The organism is Aquibium carbonis (assembly GCF_003970795.1).
Lineage (GTDB): Bacteria > Pseudomonadota > Alphaproteobacteria > Rhizobiales > Rhizobiaceae > Aquibium > Aquibium carbonis.
Genome location: NZ_RWKW01000055.1, coordinates 56,541 through 73,131 on the forward strand (window position 1 = coordinate 56,541; position 16,591 = coordinate 73,131).

Consider the following 16,591-nt stretch of genomic DNA (forward strand, 5'->3'; position numbering starts at 1 on the left):
GGACGCCGCCTTTGGACATTGCGCAGGCAAGCCGCTTCCTGCTTTCCCTGGTTTCGCTCGTCCATCGCCGGATAGACGCAGCCCGCTTGCCCCCACGCGCATGAGCTGAGCCTGCCTCGCCGTCCCGCCTTGCGGTACAGGCGCCTGGGTGCAATCCTTAATCAGGGTTCCCCGCAGTAGAATCGGGGGAGGGTCACGGGGAGGGGAGGTATCGGCCATGCCGCTCGACGAAGCATTCCTTCGCCGACTTGCGGCCGCGTCGGACAAGACGCTGGAGATCTTTGTCCACCACCTCGTTTCGCTCGAGACCGCCACCTACAGGGACCACGAGTGCTACGGCGGCTCCGGAGACAAGGGCCGCGACGTCGCCGGTTTCCTGACCGACCGCCGCCACGAGGGCGAGTGGCACAACTTCCAGTGCAAACAGTACCGCCGTCCGCTGGGAGCGGACTACATTCTCCTCGAACTCGGGAAGATGTTCCACCATGCGTCCGAAGGCGCCTACATCCTTCCGTCCAAATACGTGTTTGTCGTGCCTGGCAACCTGTCTGCTCCCGCCAGGGCGCTCATGGACCGCAAGAGCGCCCTGAAGGCGGAACTGCTCCAAAACTGGGAGACGCATTGCGCGAGGAGGATCGTGAAGGGGGGCTCGATCCCTCTCACGGCAGCGATCCAGGAGTTGATCGAGCAGTTCGATTTCAACTGCGTCGAGGCCTGGGAGAGCTCGAGGATCATGACCCTCCCCAACGTGGTCTTCGCGGCCGCAAAAGCGTTCGGCGACGACCCGGGCGACGCGCCCTACGGGGTCGTCCCGGCGGACGTAGACCTGCGTTCCGAGCACTATGGCGAGCAGCTGCGGATGGTGTACTCCGAACACGATGGCCGAGACTATCCGGATGCGGCTTCCGTCCTCGCTCACGAGGAACATGGCGAGGATTTCCAGATCCATCGGCGCCGCTACTTCGACGCGGTCGAGTTCGAGCGGTACTTCACCGACAAAGTCGGACGCCAGCATATCGACGCGTTCCGCGAGGACCTCAGGTCGGCTGTTCATGAATCCTATCGTTCGTCCACTGGGCTCGGCCGGGTCAGGGCGGTGATGGACGCGGCCGGCAGGGCTAACTTGGGTGGACTGTTCGGGCGGCACGGCCGGGTGACCCACATGGTTCGGCAGGGAACCTGTCACGTGTTCGCGAACGAACAGAAGCTGCCTTGGTGGAAGAAGAAATGAGCGCGGCCGGCCAGCCAGACCTGTTCAATGGAGTCCTCGAGACGGGGATGCGTTCGGTCGTCGTGTTGAACGAGTTCAGCCCGATCGAGCTGGACCGCGAGCAGCTGAGCCTGCTCGACTACTTTGTCGTTCACACTTCCCAGGCGGGCGGTCCGGCCGACATGCACCCCACCAATGCCGGGAGCTTCAGCGAATACCACGTGCGCAGGCGACGGATCGAGGAAGGCATCAAGATGCTGGTCCGCATCAGGCTCGTCGACATCGTCCCCGATCCCGACCGCGGCGCGTGCTTCCGTGCGGGCGACGACGCGCCGGGCTTCGTCGACCTCCTCAATTCCCCCTACAATCGAGAGCTCGTCGACCGGGCGCGGTGGCTGCGAGCCAGTCACGACGAGGATTCCGGTTTCCTGGCCGGACTGCGGCAGCGGATCGAGCGGTGGGTGATCGAGTTCCAGCAGAGGGAAGCGCCGGGAGGGACGACTTGAGCCGCGCGCGGTCCATACGCCTCACGAGGCTCAGCTTCACCGGGACCGGGAAGCAGACTGCAGCCGTGGATTTCGGCGACGGCCTGTCGCTCGTGTACGGCGGATCGAACGCGGGCAAGTCGTACATCCTGAAGGCCGTCGACTACGCACTGGGTGGAAGCAAGCTCGACGGGATCCGCCAGTCCGAGGGCTACGAAAGCGTGTTTCTGTCGTTCGTCCTCGAACCCGACGGGATCGTTGTGACGACCCGGCGTTCGCTGAGAGGCGGGGACATCGAATGGTTCGAAGGTGCAGCCGATGAAGGCGGGGTAGCCGGTCTGCGCTCCAACGCCCTGAAGCAGAAGCACGGAAAGGCCCGGAAATCGCTTTCGGAACGGCTTCTTCTCCATCTCGGCATCGAGAGGGCCTCCATTGCCGCCACCCAGGCGGGATCGCTGGAAACCTTCAGCCTGCGCCACTTCATGCCATTCGTTCTTGTCACCGAGAGCCGCATGCTTGGCGACGACACGCCGCTGAAGCAGCATTCACGGTCCAAGCCCGGCGCCGACAAGAACGCGTTCCGCTTCATTATGACAGGGACCGACGACTCTACGATCGTGAAGGTCGCTACCCCAGTCGAGCAGACGGCCTCGAATGCCGGGAAGATCGAGCTGCTCGAATCCATGATCGCGGATGCGGACACGAGGCTTGCCAGGTTTTCCGCAGAATCCGGAGAACAGGGACTGCTGGACGAAGAGGCGCTCTTCAATCTCGGCGAGGCGGTCGCGGAGCGGCAGCGCGGCCTGGACCAATTGAGGGCCGACCGCCGGAAGACCATCCTCGACGTCGACGATGTGAGGGACGAGGCGAGCGAGATCGCGACTTCGCTCGCCCGGTACGGAGATCTCGAGCTGACGTTCCAGTCGGATATCAGGAGGCTCAAAGCCATCGAAGAAGGAGGCCATTTCCTCCTGCGCTTCAATGATCAGCCTTGCCCGATCTGCGGCGCTGAACCGGGCGACCAGCATCTGGTGCACGAAGCCGGAGACCTGGAACGCCAGCACCAGGCCTCAGTCGTCGAAATCGCCAAAGTGGAGCGCGACCTGAAGGACCTGCGCGAGCTGATGGTGTCCCTCCGGGCGCAGCTCGAGAGGCTGAGGGGAAGGGAACGGCGGCTCTGCGAAGACCTCGAACGCTGGAATGCCCAGATCGAGACCAATGCGCCCAACGAAGCCGCGCTCCGGCGCGACTATGTTTCCCTGCAGGCCAGGGCTGACAGGGAACGGGTCCGGGGAGAACTGGTTCTGAATCGCGATACCCTCCAGCGACAGCTAGACGACCTCCGGAAGTTCAAAGCATCCCGGAAAAAGGCCGAAGGCATCACGATGGGCATTGCCTCGAACGTCGGCCACGATCTGTCCATGGTAGTCGCAGACGTGCTGAACCGCTGGGAGTTCCCTGGGGTGGAGGCGGTCACGTGGGATCCAGTCCGAGACGATATTCAGGTAAATGGCTGGCCTCGGACACAGAACGGCAAGGGCGTTAAGGCGCTGCTGCATTCCGCGGTGAAGGTCGCGGTGCTCCTGTACTGCCGACAGAAATCACTTCCGCATCCTGGCTTTCTGTTTCTGGATTCACCACTCCTGACCTATCGCGGACCGATGCTTTACGAGCGCTATGGCGCACCCGACGAGGTCGAACAAGCGATCAGCCAGAGTTCGTTGGCCACCAGGTTCTACGAGCATCTTTCTTCTTTGAAGGACATCGGTCAGTTCATTGTCATAGAGAACACCGACCCACCGGAGGGCATCGGCGCACTCGCGCATGTACACGTGTTCTCGGGCGAGAACGGGGTCGGTCGTCAGGGTCTGTTCCCGCCTATCGCGAGATCACAGGGCGCGCGCGACAAGGCTTGACGCCGCAGTCCTCGTTCTCTATTCGTTCGACCCAACATGTTTACGCCCGCGCTCCTCATACGCTGAACGCTTCGCCGCCCGCCGCCGCGCGGGTCCGTCCGAACGCGCACGTAGGAGCAGGCGATGGCCGCTCTTTCCCGACATCAGAATTCCCGTCAGGCGGCTCCGAAGCCGGGAGCCGCGCCGAAGGCAAGCGCCTTCCGGCCATTCCCGACCGTGCGATGCCAAGGCGCGCCTTCATTCCGTACGCAGCTGGCTCGCGACTTCGCATGCCTTCTCGATGTCGATGACGAGGTCTCCGCATGGTCATGCCTGCCTGCCGAGTTGGCGAGGGACGACGAGAGCCACGTGCCAGACTTCCTGGTACGTCGGGGCGGACGGCATGAGCTCGTAGATACGGGCAATGGACCCGGCTTCCGTTGGCTTTCGCAGGAGGCGGAAGAGCGGGGCTGCGCCTATGTCGTTGTCCCCTCCGCTGTCATCCGTGAAGGGTTCCGTCTTGCCAACGCGCGCGACCTTCTCCGCTACGCTCGGTGGGAGTGCCCTCTGGGAGACCGCATCCGTTTGCTGGCAGGCCTTGAGGAGAACGGATCGCTCACCGTGTCCGAAAGCCTCGCGGCGTTTCGTGAGACGCGCCCCATAGCCGGGCTGGCGGCATTGGCGCTGAGCCGCTTCGTGTCGATCGACCTCGACAGCGCGCCGATCGGACCGAACACCTCCGTCAGGCCTTGGACGGCCTGAGCGACGAACCCAGCAGCTTACACGCTGCCCATTTCCGAGATGCCCCATGCAGAAAATCCTGAGCAGGCGCGCCATCTACAGGTCCGGCGCCGATCCCGACGACATGAGGAAACTGAAGGACCTTGCGAGGGCGGTCGCGCTGGGTCAGATGAAGGCCGCCACACGTTCCGTGCCCCAGGTGGCGCGGCATGACATGCCCGTTTGCGTGGGCATCGTCGTGCCGACGGAAAGTCTCTTCGCTTTCGAACTCGCCCTTCGCAGCCTGGCATGGCCCCGCAGCGACACTTACGGGCTGCCGATGCAGGTCGGCGTCCATGTCTTCGCCTCGCACGACGAGTGCAAGCGGGCCGAGAAGGACGGCTTCTGGCTTAAGGAACGTCTCTTCGTGCTGGTACCGTCGCGCGGATTGTTGCCGCGCGGATTCGAGGCCGTGGCCGATCTTGTCGCGGAAATCGGAGCGCCGTCGCCGCGTCTGATCGCGGGCGCAGCGCGGCAGTGCCTCGGCATCCGTCTCTCGGAAGCCGAGGCCGAGGAGGCAGCTTGCTATCCGCTTGAATCTCTGTCGAAGGCGTTCCGGCCCGGACGAAAGCCCGGCCGCGCGCTGAGGGCCCTGCGCCACATGGCGTCGGACGCCCGCAAGCCCGCCGCTGCATCGGAAGGCCCGACGCTCGACGACCTGCCTGGCATGGGCGAGGCGGCTGACTGGGGCCGGCAGCTTGCGGTCGACTTGAAGGACTGGGAGGCGGGAAGGATCAGATGGGAGGACGTTGACCGAGGGGTCCTGCTTTCGGGTCCCCCTGGATGCGGAAAGACCTCGTTCGCAACCGCCCTGGCCAGGACGTGCGGGACCGCCATCGTCCTCGGCTCCCTGGCCCGATGGCAGTCGATGGGCCACATGGGCGATCTCCTGAAGGCGATGCGCAAGGCGTTCGACGAGGCGATGAAATCGGCCCCGTGCATCCTGTTCGTGGACGAGGTCGATTCCTTCGGTGACCGGGAACGGCTGGCCGTCAGCAGCAACAACGAGCAGTACTGCCGCGAGGTCATCAACGGCTTCCTCGAATGCCTGGACGGGGCGGCCGGCAGGGCAGGTGTGGTGGTGGTCGGCGCGACCAACTATCCGGACGCGCTCGACGCGGGCATCCGTCGTCCGGGACGCCTCGACCGCCACATCGCCATTCCGCTGCCGGACGCGGAGGCGCGGGCGCGCATCCTGAGGCTGCATCTGCGCGCCGACGTCGGTTCCGAAGGATTCGCAGAGGCAGCGCGCAGGACCGAAGGCTGGTCGGGCGCCCGGCTGGAACAGCTGGCAAGGGACGCGCGCCGTAGCGCGCGCGCGGCGCGCGGGCCCGTCTCGATAGAGGATATCCGGCGCGCGCTCCCTTCGCGCACGCGGCTGCCCGACGACGTGCGCCGCGTGGCTGCCGTGCACGAGGCAGGCCACGCTATCGTCGGCGTGGCTCTCGGAAGGGTCATCGAAGAGGTCACGATTTCGGCCGAGATCGACGCCGATGCCCGGACCGGACTGGGCGGCAGGACGGTGTTCGCCGACGAGGGGTCCATGTTGAAGACGCCTGCATGGTTCCGGAACCGGATCGCCGTCCTGCTTGCGGGTATGGCCGCCGAGGAGATGGTGTTCGGCACCGCTTCGTCCGGGGCCGGTGGCGGTCCGGGATCGGACCTGTTCACCGCCACTATCGCTGCGGCGACACTGGAGGCTTCCTACGGGCTCGGGGTCGGGCTCACCTTCCTGTCGCCGCCGGATCCTCGCCAGTTGCTTGCGGCGCTGGAGGCCAGCCAGGCGCTCCAGTTGCGTGTCGAGCGAGTGCTGCAGGAGGAGAAGCGACGGGCAAAGGACATCCTTGACCGAGCAGGTCTCGGTAGGATCGAAGCCGTTGCCGCGCGGTTGCTCGTGGGGGAAGCCTTGACCGCGTCCGGCCTCGCCGCGCCGGAATCCCCTGTCATTTAGCGTGTAGCGATCTCAGCGTGCGGCCGTGGACGTATCGATTGAGCGGCAAGAGGCCCAAGGGCACAGGGTCACGTGGCGACCCACAGGGAGCAGTTGACCCTGTTGTCCGGGGCTGCGCCACGGCGACGCTCAGTTCCGTCCCGGTGCCGCTATTCGAACCTGAATCCGAACAGGCCTCCTTCAGGGGTGTCCTCCAGGACAACCGGGAGGACGTGCGAACGGATCGGCGACCCCTCGGACAGCGGGAGGCCGTCGAACTTGTCGCTGTTCATCGTCACGATGTATTGAACACCTTCTTCTGCGGCGAGCTGTGCCCCGATCTCGATGGCCGACGCGACCTGTCTCGCATCCACGCCATCGAACAGGTGGCTGTCGTGGATGAGGAAGCCCGGGCCGCCGAATCGGCTCGAAGCTACCTTCAGGATGGCGTAGTCCATCGCGAAGATTTCCATGTTCACGCTAGTATTCAAACCACTCGTCCGGTGGCGACATTTCGATGAAGCGGAATCCAGCGATGGACGCCGGAAGAGTCTAAACATTCCCGGGGCATCTGCGCTATCCGCAGATGCCCCGACCCTTTTTGGGATGCCGCGCGTCTTCGACTCTTCCCTCGAACATCGAGGCGGATGCATTCGGTCCACGACCGATTCCGGGGGGAGCCATACCGGAGATTTCTCCTGCTTGTAAGGATAGCCAAGTCGACCTCTAGGCAGCGCCCGGCGCAGGGGTAGCCGGGCTGACGCGTTGATGCCCGTTGCGAACGGCTTTCGCCTTCTTCTGGGCAGTCGATTTCTCGTAAGCCCAGAAAGCCGGATCGGCCGCGACGGCACGCCTGACATCGTCGCGACAGTAGAAAAAGGTGCCGAAGGACTCTGGATCAAGAACGGCTTCGATCGCTGCGATACGCAAAAGCAACCGCACCTTCTTGTGATGAAGACCGCTCTCCTGGCAGAGTTCGCCGAGGGTGACGAAAGAAGACCTGAACGCTTCCGCGCTCGCCCTCGTAACGACCGTCGTCATCCTGCGCGCCTCCGGATTGAATTCCTCCTCGGTGCGGAGATGTCCCGAACGGATAAGCGCACAGACCGCGTCTCCATGCGCGCCTGGGATGAAGGTCTCCGCTTCCTGCTTCGTCAGTCCGGCTCTCGTTTCCCGCGAGCGAACCAAAGCCGTCACCTCGTCGGCGTCGAGAAGCAGCGCCATGTAGTCGTGTCTGCCTGCCAGCCTTCCCTTCCAATGCAGTTTCCCTGAGAAGATCATTTCAAGGAGGTCGGGAATTGAACAGGTCGCGGCACGACGGGTGCCGACCACATCCAACTGACGCAATGCGGGCTTCTCTACCTCGCGGGCATCTTCGAAGAACCTGACTCGCAGGCGCTCGACATCGGCCTTCGAGAAACGACGCTTCGCGTTACGCCTCGAGCCCGTTCCTGCCAGCGCGTGAAGGTATCCCCGCGCGACGAGCTCCTTGAGATGTAGCCTGGGGACGCCGAGGAGTTTCTCGACCTGGGGAGCCGTGATCGCATCCCTCAATTCCGAGACGACGCGATGGATCTCCTCGGATTTTACGAGGACACGATGGTCCATGAGGCCGGACTGATCCTCCGCCCCCTCGACGCCCATCCGCTTGAACAGGCGGCGGATGGTAAGGGCATGCATTCCGGAGTCACGCGACGCGGTGCGGACCGTATGAACCTGCCGCTGCCCGGCCGTTTCCCCAAGAACGTCGGTTCCCGGCTCGATCGGCATTGTTTCCAGCGCGAAGCGGCGAACCGCGTCCCGCAGCTTTCCGTATGCCGGGTCACCGACCGTTTTCTGGAGGAGGCCATATGCATAGCCGTAGGTGTCTCTCGGCCCCCAGAAGCCGCGGGTTGAAGACTGGGCCTCGTTCAGCCGACCGAGGAGCACCTTGACGGATTCCTCTCCGGCGCTGGCCACACGGTATCCCTCGTCAGCCGCTGCCGCCCAGTCGTTCGTCGACAGTGAGGCAGTCCTGACCTTCGGCTCGTGTAGGGATGAAATCCCCAGCGCCTCGCAGAAGGCCGCGGCCGCGTACAGGGGCATGTCGTCCAGCCAGTTCGCGGTCGAACGAACGCCGCGAAGTCGATCTTGAAGCCAGTTTTGGAAAGGAGAAGCATCGGCCGCGGAGGCATCTTCCCTCAGCTGCGGAAGGTTTGAGAGCAGCTCATGCATCGTGCCGCTGAAGTCGAACGGCGCGAACGGCCTGCGGACAGGCTGGACCGCTGAAAGGAGGATCTTGTGTTTCCCGCAGGACCTGAAATGGGACAGTGTCCACTCCAGCCGAAGCCATGGCCGGCTCGCCGGCGGCCCATCGTACCTTTCCATGTCTTCCAGCGCGCAGCGAGCGCAGAACCGGAAATAGGTGCGGCTGACCGAAAGCCTCCCGATCGTTTCGCCTGCCACCGAGTAGAAGCCGGTGTCCTTCGGGACGGGCGTGTACCGGGACAGGGCTTCGGGATCGGCCCGCCCCAGCACGGCGACAGCCCGCACGGTGGCAGCGACGCCTTTGTCCAAGGCTCGCGGCGGAATGCTCATGTCGCGCAGGAAGTGCCACAAGGAGCGGCCGTTGAGGGCAGCAAGGCGCGCGGCGAAGCCTGCCGCCGGTTCCTGGTCTTCGAGCGGATAGGCATAGGCGAGGGGCTTTGCGGTCCGCCCGGTGGTCCTCATGTTCAGTCGTTTTCGATCAGGAAGGAGCCGGGATCGAGGCGCTCCCAGTCGTCAACCAGGAAAGGATTCATCTGATCGTGTCCGCGCGCCTGCGAATGCTCGATATACGCGAGGGCGAAGTGCTCCCGGGTGAGCGACGAGACATTCCGCATTGCGGCCTGCTCGATCGCTGAGAGGGTCACCTGCGCGATCCGGCCGTAGCGGTACCGGGCCGCATGCGCGATGCGTTCAGGAAGATCGCCGGACAGCGCTCCCCTGTGGTCGATGCCGGCCGCCTCGCACATCTGGTTGACGATCCTCTCGACGAGGATCCGCTCCTCGGGAAGGGCGACGTCGGGAAGGGACAGGTACCGGGCACGCCTCTCGATCTGCTGGTCCACCTTCGCAAGGTCGACGGTCTTCGGCATGCCGGACATGACGAAGCTGACAGGCCAGTCCCTGTAGTTCATCACGCCTTTCAGCGCCTTCGCCACGCTCTCCCGCTCCCTGTCGGACTCCGCGAGCTTCAGCAGGTGCTGCGTCTCATCGATATGGATGACCAGGACCCTGCGCAGATGCAACTGCTCGGGAAGCACGTCCCACACCTCGCCCTGTTCGTACTTGCGTGTGATCTCGTACCCAGCCTGCCGGAGGATGTTCAGCCCAAGGAACTTCAGTGTGGAAGGCCCCATAAGCGTGATGGAGATCACGGGCGTGACCATCCCGTAGGACATCCTGATCGGCGCGAGCGTGTCGTTCTCACGGAGCATGCGCTCGACCACGGAAGTCTTTCCCGCACCGCTTTCACCCGTCACGAACAGGAGGCGGCCGTCGTCGCGCCTGCCGTCGCGTTTCGCCAGAAGGTTGGTGACGAAGCGCGAGAAGACCTCCTTGGCGATAAAGTCGCGCCCACAGGGCACGTAGACCTCCTTGACTCGCTCGAGCACTTCCTTGACGCGCCGCTCCTTGTCGCTGAGCCGGTTCCCGATCATGCCCAGGAAGTCGTCGTCGGACATCCGGACGCTCCCTCGAGACGTGACGGCGACTCCCATGTCGTCGTCGACACGCGTGTCGCGCTCTTGAGACGGGGCGCTCATTCATCCGCTCCGTACAGGTTCATGCTGCCGCCGAAGGGCGTCGGATTCGAAGCTTGATCAGAAATCCGCTGGTCGGACGAAGGCGAGGGCAGGGCAGAGGTTCCAGAGTCGCCGGAGGAGGCGCGGCGCCGTACGGGCAATGCGACCAATTCTCCGATGTCGTCGTTCTCCTGTTCGACTTCACCGTGCTCCACGGCATGCATTCCCGCACGGGCGGAACGCTCGATCTCCTCCATCAGGAGGTCGAACTGCTTCTGGGTCAGTTCGTTCGACGGGATTCCTGCTGCCTTCCGGGCATTCTCGGCCAGGGCGAGCAGATCGCGATGAGCGTTCAGGCGGATAGACCGCCCCGCATCCTGTTCCTTCCGGATGTACGCGCGTACCGCCTTTTTCGAGAGCAACACGTCAACCAGGGTCTTGCCCGCGCCGATGCCGTCCACGCTCGGAACCATCAGGTATTCCTGTTCAGTGGGCAGTTGCCTGATCCGCCCTCGGTGTTTCTTCGGAATTCGGACCAGTACGGCGCCGAGATCCTCCGAATCCACGATCATGTCGACCCGCTCCTGCCCCACGAGCCCGTGCAGCAGCGCGAGTTCCATGGAGTTGTAGGAGAGGCCTAGGAACTCGACCCCGTGTTTGCTGATGGACCTCTTCTTTGCGGTCAGGCCGAACGCGATCATGATCTGCTGGTCGGAAGGCGGAGGCGGGAGCCCCCGCCCCGAAAGTTCCAGCCAGCGGCCGTAAGGGGTGCCGCCTTCGAGGCCACGATGGGGACGGTGATGATAGTGGTCCACGATGAACCGGACGATTGCCATGTGGAATTCCGCGACGGTAAGGCTCGCTAGCTCCTCCGCGGCATAGTCCCCCCTTTCGATCACGTTCGCGAACGAACGCCCCGCGAAGTATCTGCACAGGCGCTTGAGGGTGCGGAAGAAGGATTCGACCGTGCCGCGCATGCGCGGGTCCTGGTCCGGCACGGTGCGTCCAGACACGCACTTGCGGACCGCTTCGTCGAACTCATGTCCGAAAGCCGGTCCGCCGTCGGTCACGACATTCCCCGGACGGCTGTAGACGTCCCATTTGCCCTCCGCTCCGGCGAGTTCCGCCAGAGCTGTCTTGTCGACCATGATAGACCGGAGCGCGGATCTGGCCGTCGCGGTAGAAGGACTGTTCACGGTCAGGTTGAACCCGACGATGCACCGAGTGGCACAGTCGATGGCCGCCGTGATGCTGCACCGGACCCGGGGGATCTTCTTCCGCTTTTCAGGGGACAGCGTCTTCCAGACCGTGGATTCCTTGACGAGCGTGAAGAGGTCTTTTTCCCAGTCGTCCATTTCGATCCGGGCGAAGGGTTCAATGACCTCGATTCCGCGGCCCACGGGGGCGTATTTGCGGAACGCGTAGTCGGGGCCGTGGCGGCCCGCGTCGGCGACGAACGGATCGATCGCGTGGATCCTGCGTCGGACCGCGTTCGCGCTCGCGCGGATGCGCCGATGCTCGGGCAGCTTTGAATTCAGGTCCTCAAGGGCGAGCTCGACGTCCTCGCAGATGTCCGCCATCTTGGGACGCAGGATGCTGCAGTACTTCTGAACCGCGGCAGCGATCACCGGCACCGCTCTCGGATCGATCTGGTTGCGGTTGCCGCTGTTGGAATAGTGCGGGCGGAAGCACTCCATCCTGCAGTTGGCCTCGAGATATTGCCCGAGCCATTTCCTCATGCCTGAAGGACTCGGATAGTCGAACGGCTTGCGGGCTTCTCCTGGCAGGCGTCGGCCCGGGCGTCGGCGTTCGCCGAACTGGTCGAAGTACCAGCGGTCCATGGCGTCACGCGCCATCTCGATGAACCTGCCGTAGTCATCCAGGGTGCGGCGGGGTCTCCAGCGACCTTCCGGGTTGGAAGCCTCCCGCAGGAAGCGGACGCACCATTCCGTCTTCCACGCTACCGTCCTTAGCTCGGCTTCCGAAAGGTCGCTGAGATCGGAATCGTCATGACGCACGCGCAGGATCGTAAGCGTCCTTGAATAGTAGCTCTCGTCGATGCGGATCCGCTTGGACCGCAAGAGCTTGTTGATCTCGCTGTCTGTCTTGGAGACGAAGTAATCCTCGGCGATAAGGTCGCCGGAGACCGGCTGAAGCACATGCGTGTCCTTCACTTTGCGGTCGACGCGGAACGACTGGCCGTCGATGACGAGCCGGTCGTGCCTGCCGAAGAGATGACTCCGTTCGCGGCTCCGGACGAGACTTGGATTCATTGCAGTCATACCCCCCTCCTGCTTTTTTCTTTCCTTCCGCCTTACCGGCCTCCCGGTGAGGATTGGATTAACGGTGCCCGCCCGACAGGCGGTTCTCGAGGATTGCTTCCGGTCCGAGGCGTACCCCCGCAGGCACGGCGAGGGCGCCCGCCTGTACCAGGGAGACAGCGGCACGGTATCCGCGCTCTCCCAGGCCGGTCGCCGAACCCAGCGCTCCGAGCCGGACGTAGCGCGGCAGGGTCGTCAGCGCCTCGGCCACAGAAGCGCAGCCCTCAGCATCGAAGTCGGAACCGTAGGACAGGATATCCCTAGCGTTTTCGATCTGGGTGCAGGTCAGGTCCTTCTCCGTGATGATCCGGTATTCGTCGGCGAACCGATCACCGACCTGTTCCGCCACGAGCCGGAGCGTCTCCCGTAGTTCGTCGTCCACGTCGTTCCTGTACTTGACGGCATACGCCGTCCTGTGGCCGGACAGCCGCGTCAGGACGTAGTCGAAGTAGTGGAAGCGCTCGCGCCCGTTACAGCGGTAAGCGACCTTCTGCTGTTCCCTGACCTCTCGCGTGTCCGGCCTCGTGAGGAGCCACACCGCCACGGATTCCTCGAGGCTGCTTTCGAACCACACTTCCCGGCGCCGATAAGGATCCACTACGAATCCCACCTTGGACCCGCGCTTCTTCGGCGCCGGCCTGCGGTCGGCTACGCTGGGATCGATTTCGACCGCCAGGGCTTCGCGGCGCCAGTCACGTCGAGCAGCCTCGGTATGGATAAGCCCCCGCCCAAGGCAGCGCCGCCGACCTCCTTGTGGTCGGAGGACGCGTTTGGCGGAACGTGGAACCCGTGCTTACGGTATTGGAGACGCTCGGCGAGCAGGACATTGCGACAGCGCATGTTCGTATCCCTTGACTGGCGGCCGGCGACTTCTGGCGGGCGTGCCAGCAGGCGCATCGACAGTCCGATCGCAGGATGAGGGAAGGAATCCTGTCGCCAGCGACGGATCGACCGGGCATCTCGCCACGTGCCGTTTCCATCAGGCTGGAGCAAGGACTGCTTGCCGCACCGCCCATCGATCGGGGGGAGGGCCGAAAGCCGGGGCTGTCCTCCCGGCTGAACATACCGGGCCTTATGCCAGGGCTTCGCGGACTTCCCGCACCACCGTCGATATGTTCGTCACACGCATTCGCATCGTTCCTCTGCTGCCCGGCTCAGTCGGGCGGACGGGCTCTATGAACGTCAGATCCGAATTCCAGATGAATCCGATCGATAAAATTGTTCCTGTTGGCAGGCGAGGACTAGGGCGTCGGGCGACACGGCGTCAAACGGATGGCGTCGTTATGGTTAATTTCGGCGACCCGTGGGCAGCTTACTCGACCTGAGACGAGCGCGAAGATCAGGCTGCTGCAGCCTTGCGGTAGAATGGCGCCGAATGCATCCTTGGATATGCCGGGCTTTGGAGAATGAATTTGAGACAAGTTGATCTGAGCAGCAAGGCCGACCTCACCGCGGCCTTCGAGAGAGGGCTCCCGACAGACCTGTCTGGTACCGACGGGGATCGCCTGGACGCTTGGCTTGCTCAAGCGGGCATCGACGGTACCGAACTGGCAGTCGAGCTAGAGGCTAGTCGCCGGTTGTTTCGGAACTGGACCCCAGGACGTGACGCGCGTGAGGCAATGATCTGGCTCCACTACGTGCCGACGCCTTCTTTTGCGAGTCTTTGCTCGGACGTTGCCGATGCAGTCGCCGCCATTCAACGGTCCGAGCTAGCTGATTGCATGACGGGGTACCTGGAAAGGCGCGCTGGCTTGCTTCTGGATGGCACTGCCAAGGAGATTCTAGGCGAACCCGGTAAACTCGCAAGTTTCCTATCCGGCACGCACCTCCGTTTTGCCGATGACAAGATCCACTATTGGCAAGCTCTCTCTCTCCCCACCGACAGGGTCGTCGACGCATTCGCTTCCATTCCATTCGGCTTATACAGGTTGAGGGACGGGATGTCGGGTGATGTGGAAAGATTCGATTCCTACCTCGCCAGGAATCCGGAGCGACATCTCCCCGGGCTTCGCTCCGATCTGGCTTGCAGTCTCGCGGACGAGTCCGGATCCCCATTCCTCCCCGACTTTCTTGACCGCTTCCCCTCCCTCCGCGACGATACGGACACACTTGCCATGATGTTGCGGACGTTGACAGGGCGCGAAAGGTTCAGGCCGTCCGCGCGCACCCTCGATGACGACGCGCTCCTGAAGGCCATTGCCGGTTCCGGCGCATGGACGAAGGACCTCTTGCTCGGCTTCGCCAACCTGGAGGAAATACCACTCCGCCAGCCAGTCGCCTTCGCAGCCGCCTCAACCGCATCGATCCGCAAGGCTTGGAGCAAGCATCCTTCGGCGGCGGCATATGCCGCGCTGCGGCTCCATCGAGCGCTTCGCTTCGCCATCGTGCGAGAAGGAACTCGGGAATACGTCGAACTCGACGAGTCCTTCCGCCAGACGCTCGCCGAGCTGCCGGGCGGCAACCGGGTCCTCCGATTGCTCAAGCGTATCTCGGAATTGTCCATCGGCATCGCCTCGGAGAAGGTGGCTTGGACATATCTCGAGGGCAGTGCCAAGGGTCACTGGCGTTGGCTCGTGCATTCGAGCCTCGTATCGGAACCCGATCTCGTCGACGCGTTCGTCTGGTTCGCAATGGGTTCCCTTCCGCGCGAAACCTTCAATGACGTCGAACCGGTGGTCATAGAAGTCTTGCGCGATGCTGACAGGTGGGGCGCGGTCGAGGAACTCTCCTCCGCCGACGAGGGAACCGCGATGCTTCGGGCGGGCAGCCTGCTGAGGCGCAGGCGACTAGGACGCCTTAAGACGGACTACCTCATCAACGGCGATGACGAGAAATCCGGTTCGTGATCGACCTTCAGCTCTTCATACGTTGTGAAGGGCGCGTCAGCGGTCGTTTCCAAGCCGTGGCCCCGCATGGCATCAAGGAACTCCAGGACTGAGAGGCTGCCGGTCCGATCGACGGCGAAGACCTCGGGAACCAGCGGCTCTCCCTTGACTACCAGAGACGCGGCGGCGCTCTGCGCGCACGGAAACAGCCGCCCCACACCCAACTCGTCGCTCGCCATGCTCAAGGCGATGAACTCTGCGAAGTCCGTGGCATCGACAGTTCCATCACGGCGGGCATGGCAACCAACCATGTATCGGTTAGAAGCGCCCGTCGCGGTCGCGACATCCGCGAACACGGCGGGCGCGCTGCGGAGCGCGGGCAGAAGCCGCGTATGGCGCCCATCGGCATCGGCTACGGCCCGAGGATAGAAAAGATAGTATCCCATTCCGGTCGACAACAGATCGTCGAGTTGCTTGCCTTGGTTGCGCCCGACGTCGGCGCACGTGCGCTGGTGGCCGTCTGCGTGCTTGGCTTGGACGAGGACGACGCGAAAGCGCGGCAGCCCCAGTACATTTGCGCCGACGACAAGGGCGAGGTCGGCACCCATGTGGTCCCTGGTCCGCTCCATCTTCGCAGAGCCCGCGTGGAGGCATTTTCCCGGCGGCAGGCCGCAGCGGGCCAATTTGTAAGCTTGAGCCAGATCACTCAATCGTCGCGGCAAGGTTTCGTGCACGGCGGAGTTGACGGCTGGCTCGTCCAATGTTCGATCCCGAAGGATGTGGTGGGCCGTAGCTTGCGCGGCGGCATAAAGGATCGCCGAGACAGGGTTGCCCCAAGTTGTAGCACCGATGGAGGCGAGGTCCGCATTGCTGGACGGCTCGCCACTGGCGAATGTTGCAGCGCGTCTCGCGAGACGCGAACGCTCGAAATCCGCCTCTGTCGGGGTCGCCTTGGCGGACAACCTACCGATGCCGGTCTCTCGCCTTCGCCGGACCTCCTCTGCTAGCCGTTCGAAGGCCTGCGAGACCGGATGGCCCGCGTCCCAGCAGGATGGGTCGTGGAGCGCCCGAAGGGGGTCGTCGGGAGGGTTCATTTCATGGATGAGGATTTGTTGGTTGGTGCCAAAGAGTGCATCATAAATGATATCAGGATTCGGTGGTTGATGCCTTGGCTGAATCCTGGACCCAGCGGCAGTGTTCACCTGACTATCAAATGTTCGGTTTGCGACCGACCCAAAGCCGTGATGGGCGATAGTCGGTCGTCCTGGAAGAAGGCTGACAGAGGCGGCGACCAACACGGCTCCGGGCGAGCAGGATTCGGCGGCTGCCCGACCGCCTGCGGGCGCTATCCAGTTAACCGATCGCGTCGATGCTGTCTCGG

General features: G+C 63.6%; 12 protein-coding genes. 6 read left to right on the top strand and 6 right to left on the bottom strand.

The annotated features are described in order from the left end of the window. The first annotated feature begins 217 nt into the window (after window positions 1–217). From EJC49_RS15460 to EJC49_RS15480, 5 genes are all read left to right on the top strand, one after another. Window positions 218–1,231 (top strand): ABC-three component system protein, encoded by a 1,014-nt coding sequence (locus tag EJC49_RS15460; RefSeq protein WP_126700836.1) that lies wholly within the window; start codon window positions 218–220, stop codon window positions 1,229–1,231. Beyond that, the gene (locus EJC49_RS15465; RefSeq protein ID WP_126700837.1) at window positions 1,228–1,716 is read left to right on the top strand and encodes an ABC-three component system middle component 2; all 489 of its coding nucleotides are present in this window, start codon (window positions 1,228–1,230) and stop codon (window positions 1,714–1,716) included. The genes EJC49_RS15460 and EJC49_RS15465 overlap by 4 nt, the downstream gene beginning before the upstream one ends. A 65-nt stretch (window positions 1,717–1,781) precedes the next feature. After that, window positions 1,782–3,611: an ATP-binding protein gene (locus EJC49_RS15470; protein ID WP_126700838.1), complete on the top strand. Its 1,830-nt coding sequence runs from the start codon at window positions 1,782–1,784 to the stop codon at window positions 3,609–3,611. A gap of 123 nt (window positions 3,612–3,734) precedes the next feature. Then, entirely contained in the window at window positions 3,735–4,352 is a 618-nt protein-coding gene (locus tag EJC49_RS15475) for a hypothetical protein (protein WP_126700839.1), read from the top strand. A gap of 46 nt (window positions 4,353–4,398) precedes the next feature. Next, window positions 4,399–6,321 (top strand): AAA family ATPase, encoded by a 1,923-nt coding sequence (locus EJC49_RS15480; RefSeq protein WP_126700840.1) that lies wholly within the window; start codon window positions 4,399–4,401, stop codon window positions 6,319–6,321. A gap of 149 nt (window positions 6,322–6,470) precedes the next feature. On the opposite strand, the gene EJC49_RS26100 is transcribed toward EJC49_RS15480, so the two are convergent. The 5 genes from EJC49_RS26100 to EJC49_RS15505 all read right to left on the bottom strand — a co-directional run bounded on the left by EJC49_RS26100 (window position 6,471) and on the right by EJC49_RS15505 (window position 12,995). Continuing rightward, window positions 6,471–6,773: a DUF2326 domain-containing protein gene (locus EJC49_RS26100; protein WP_245453419.1), complete on the bottom strand. Its 303-nt coding sequence runs from the start codon at window positions 6,771–6,773 to the stop codon at window positions 6,471–6,473. 253 nt (window positions 6,774–7,026) lie between these two features. Further along, on the bottom strand, window positions 7,027–9,009 hold the full coding sequence (locus EJC49_RS26105; RefSeq protein ID WP_126700841.1) for a TniQ family protein: 1,983 nt from the start codon (window positions 9,007–9,009) through the stop codon (window positions 7,027–7,029). A gap of 2 nt (window positions 9,010–9,011) precedes the next feature. Then, window positions 9,012–10,004, bottom strand: a complete 993-nt coding sequence (locus EJC49_RS15495) for an ATP-binding protein (protein ID WP_170314732.1) — start codon at window positions 10,002–10,004, stop codon at window positions 9,012–9,014. Between the two features lie 77 nt (window positions 10,005–10,081). Continuing rightward, window positions 10,082–12,346 (bottom strand): Mu transposase C-terminal domain-containing protein, encoded by a 2,265-nt coding sequence (locus tag EJC49_RS15500; RefSeq protein WP_126700843.1) that lies wholly within the window; start codon window positions 12,344–12,346, stop codon window positions 10,082–10,084. 58 nt (window positions 12,347–12,404) lie between these two features. After that, window positions 12,405–12,995, bottom strand: coding sequence for a hypothetical protein (locus EJC49_RS15505; protein ID WP_148106303.1), 591 nt, complete (start codon window positions 12,993–12,995; stop codon window positions 12,405–12,407). Window positions 12,996–13,797: 802 nt separating this feature from the next. On the opposite strand from EJC49_RS15505, the gene EJC49_RS15510 reads away from it, so the two are divergent. Beyond that, window positions 13,798–15,231 carry a hypothetical protein gene (locus tag EJC49_RS15510; protein ID WP_126700845.1) on the top strand — a complete coding sequence of 478 codons (1,434 nt, stop codon included), beginning with the start codon at window positions 13,798–13,800 and terminating at the stop codon, window positions 15,229–15,231. On the opposite strand, the gene EJC49_RS15515 is transcribed toward EJC49_RS15510, so the two are convergent. Then, complete coding sequence (locus EJC49_RS15515; protein ID WP_126700846.1) at window positions 15,192–16,412, bottom strand: hypothetical protein; 1,221 nt, start codon at window positions 16,410–16,412, stop codon at window positions 15,192–15,194. The genes EJC49_RS15510 and EJC49_RS15515 overlap by 40 nt on opposite strands. Window positions 16,413–16,591: the final 179 nt, after the last annotated feature.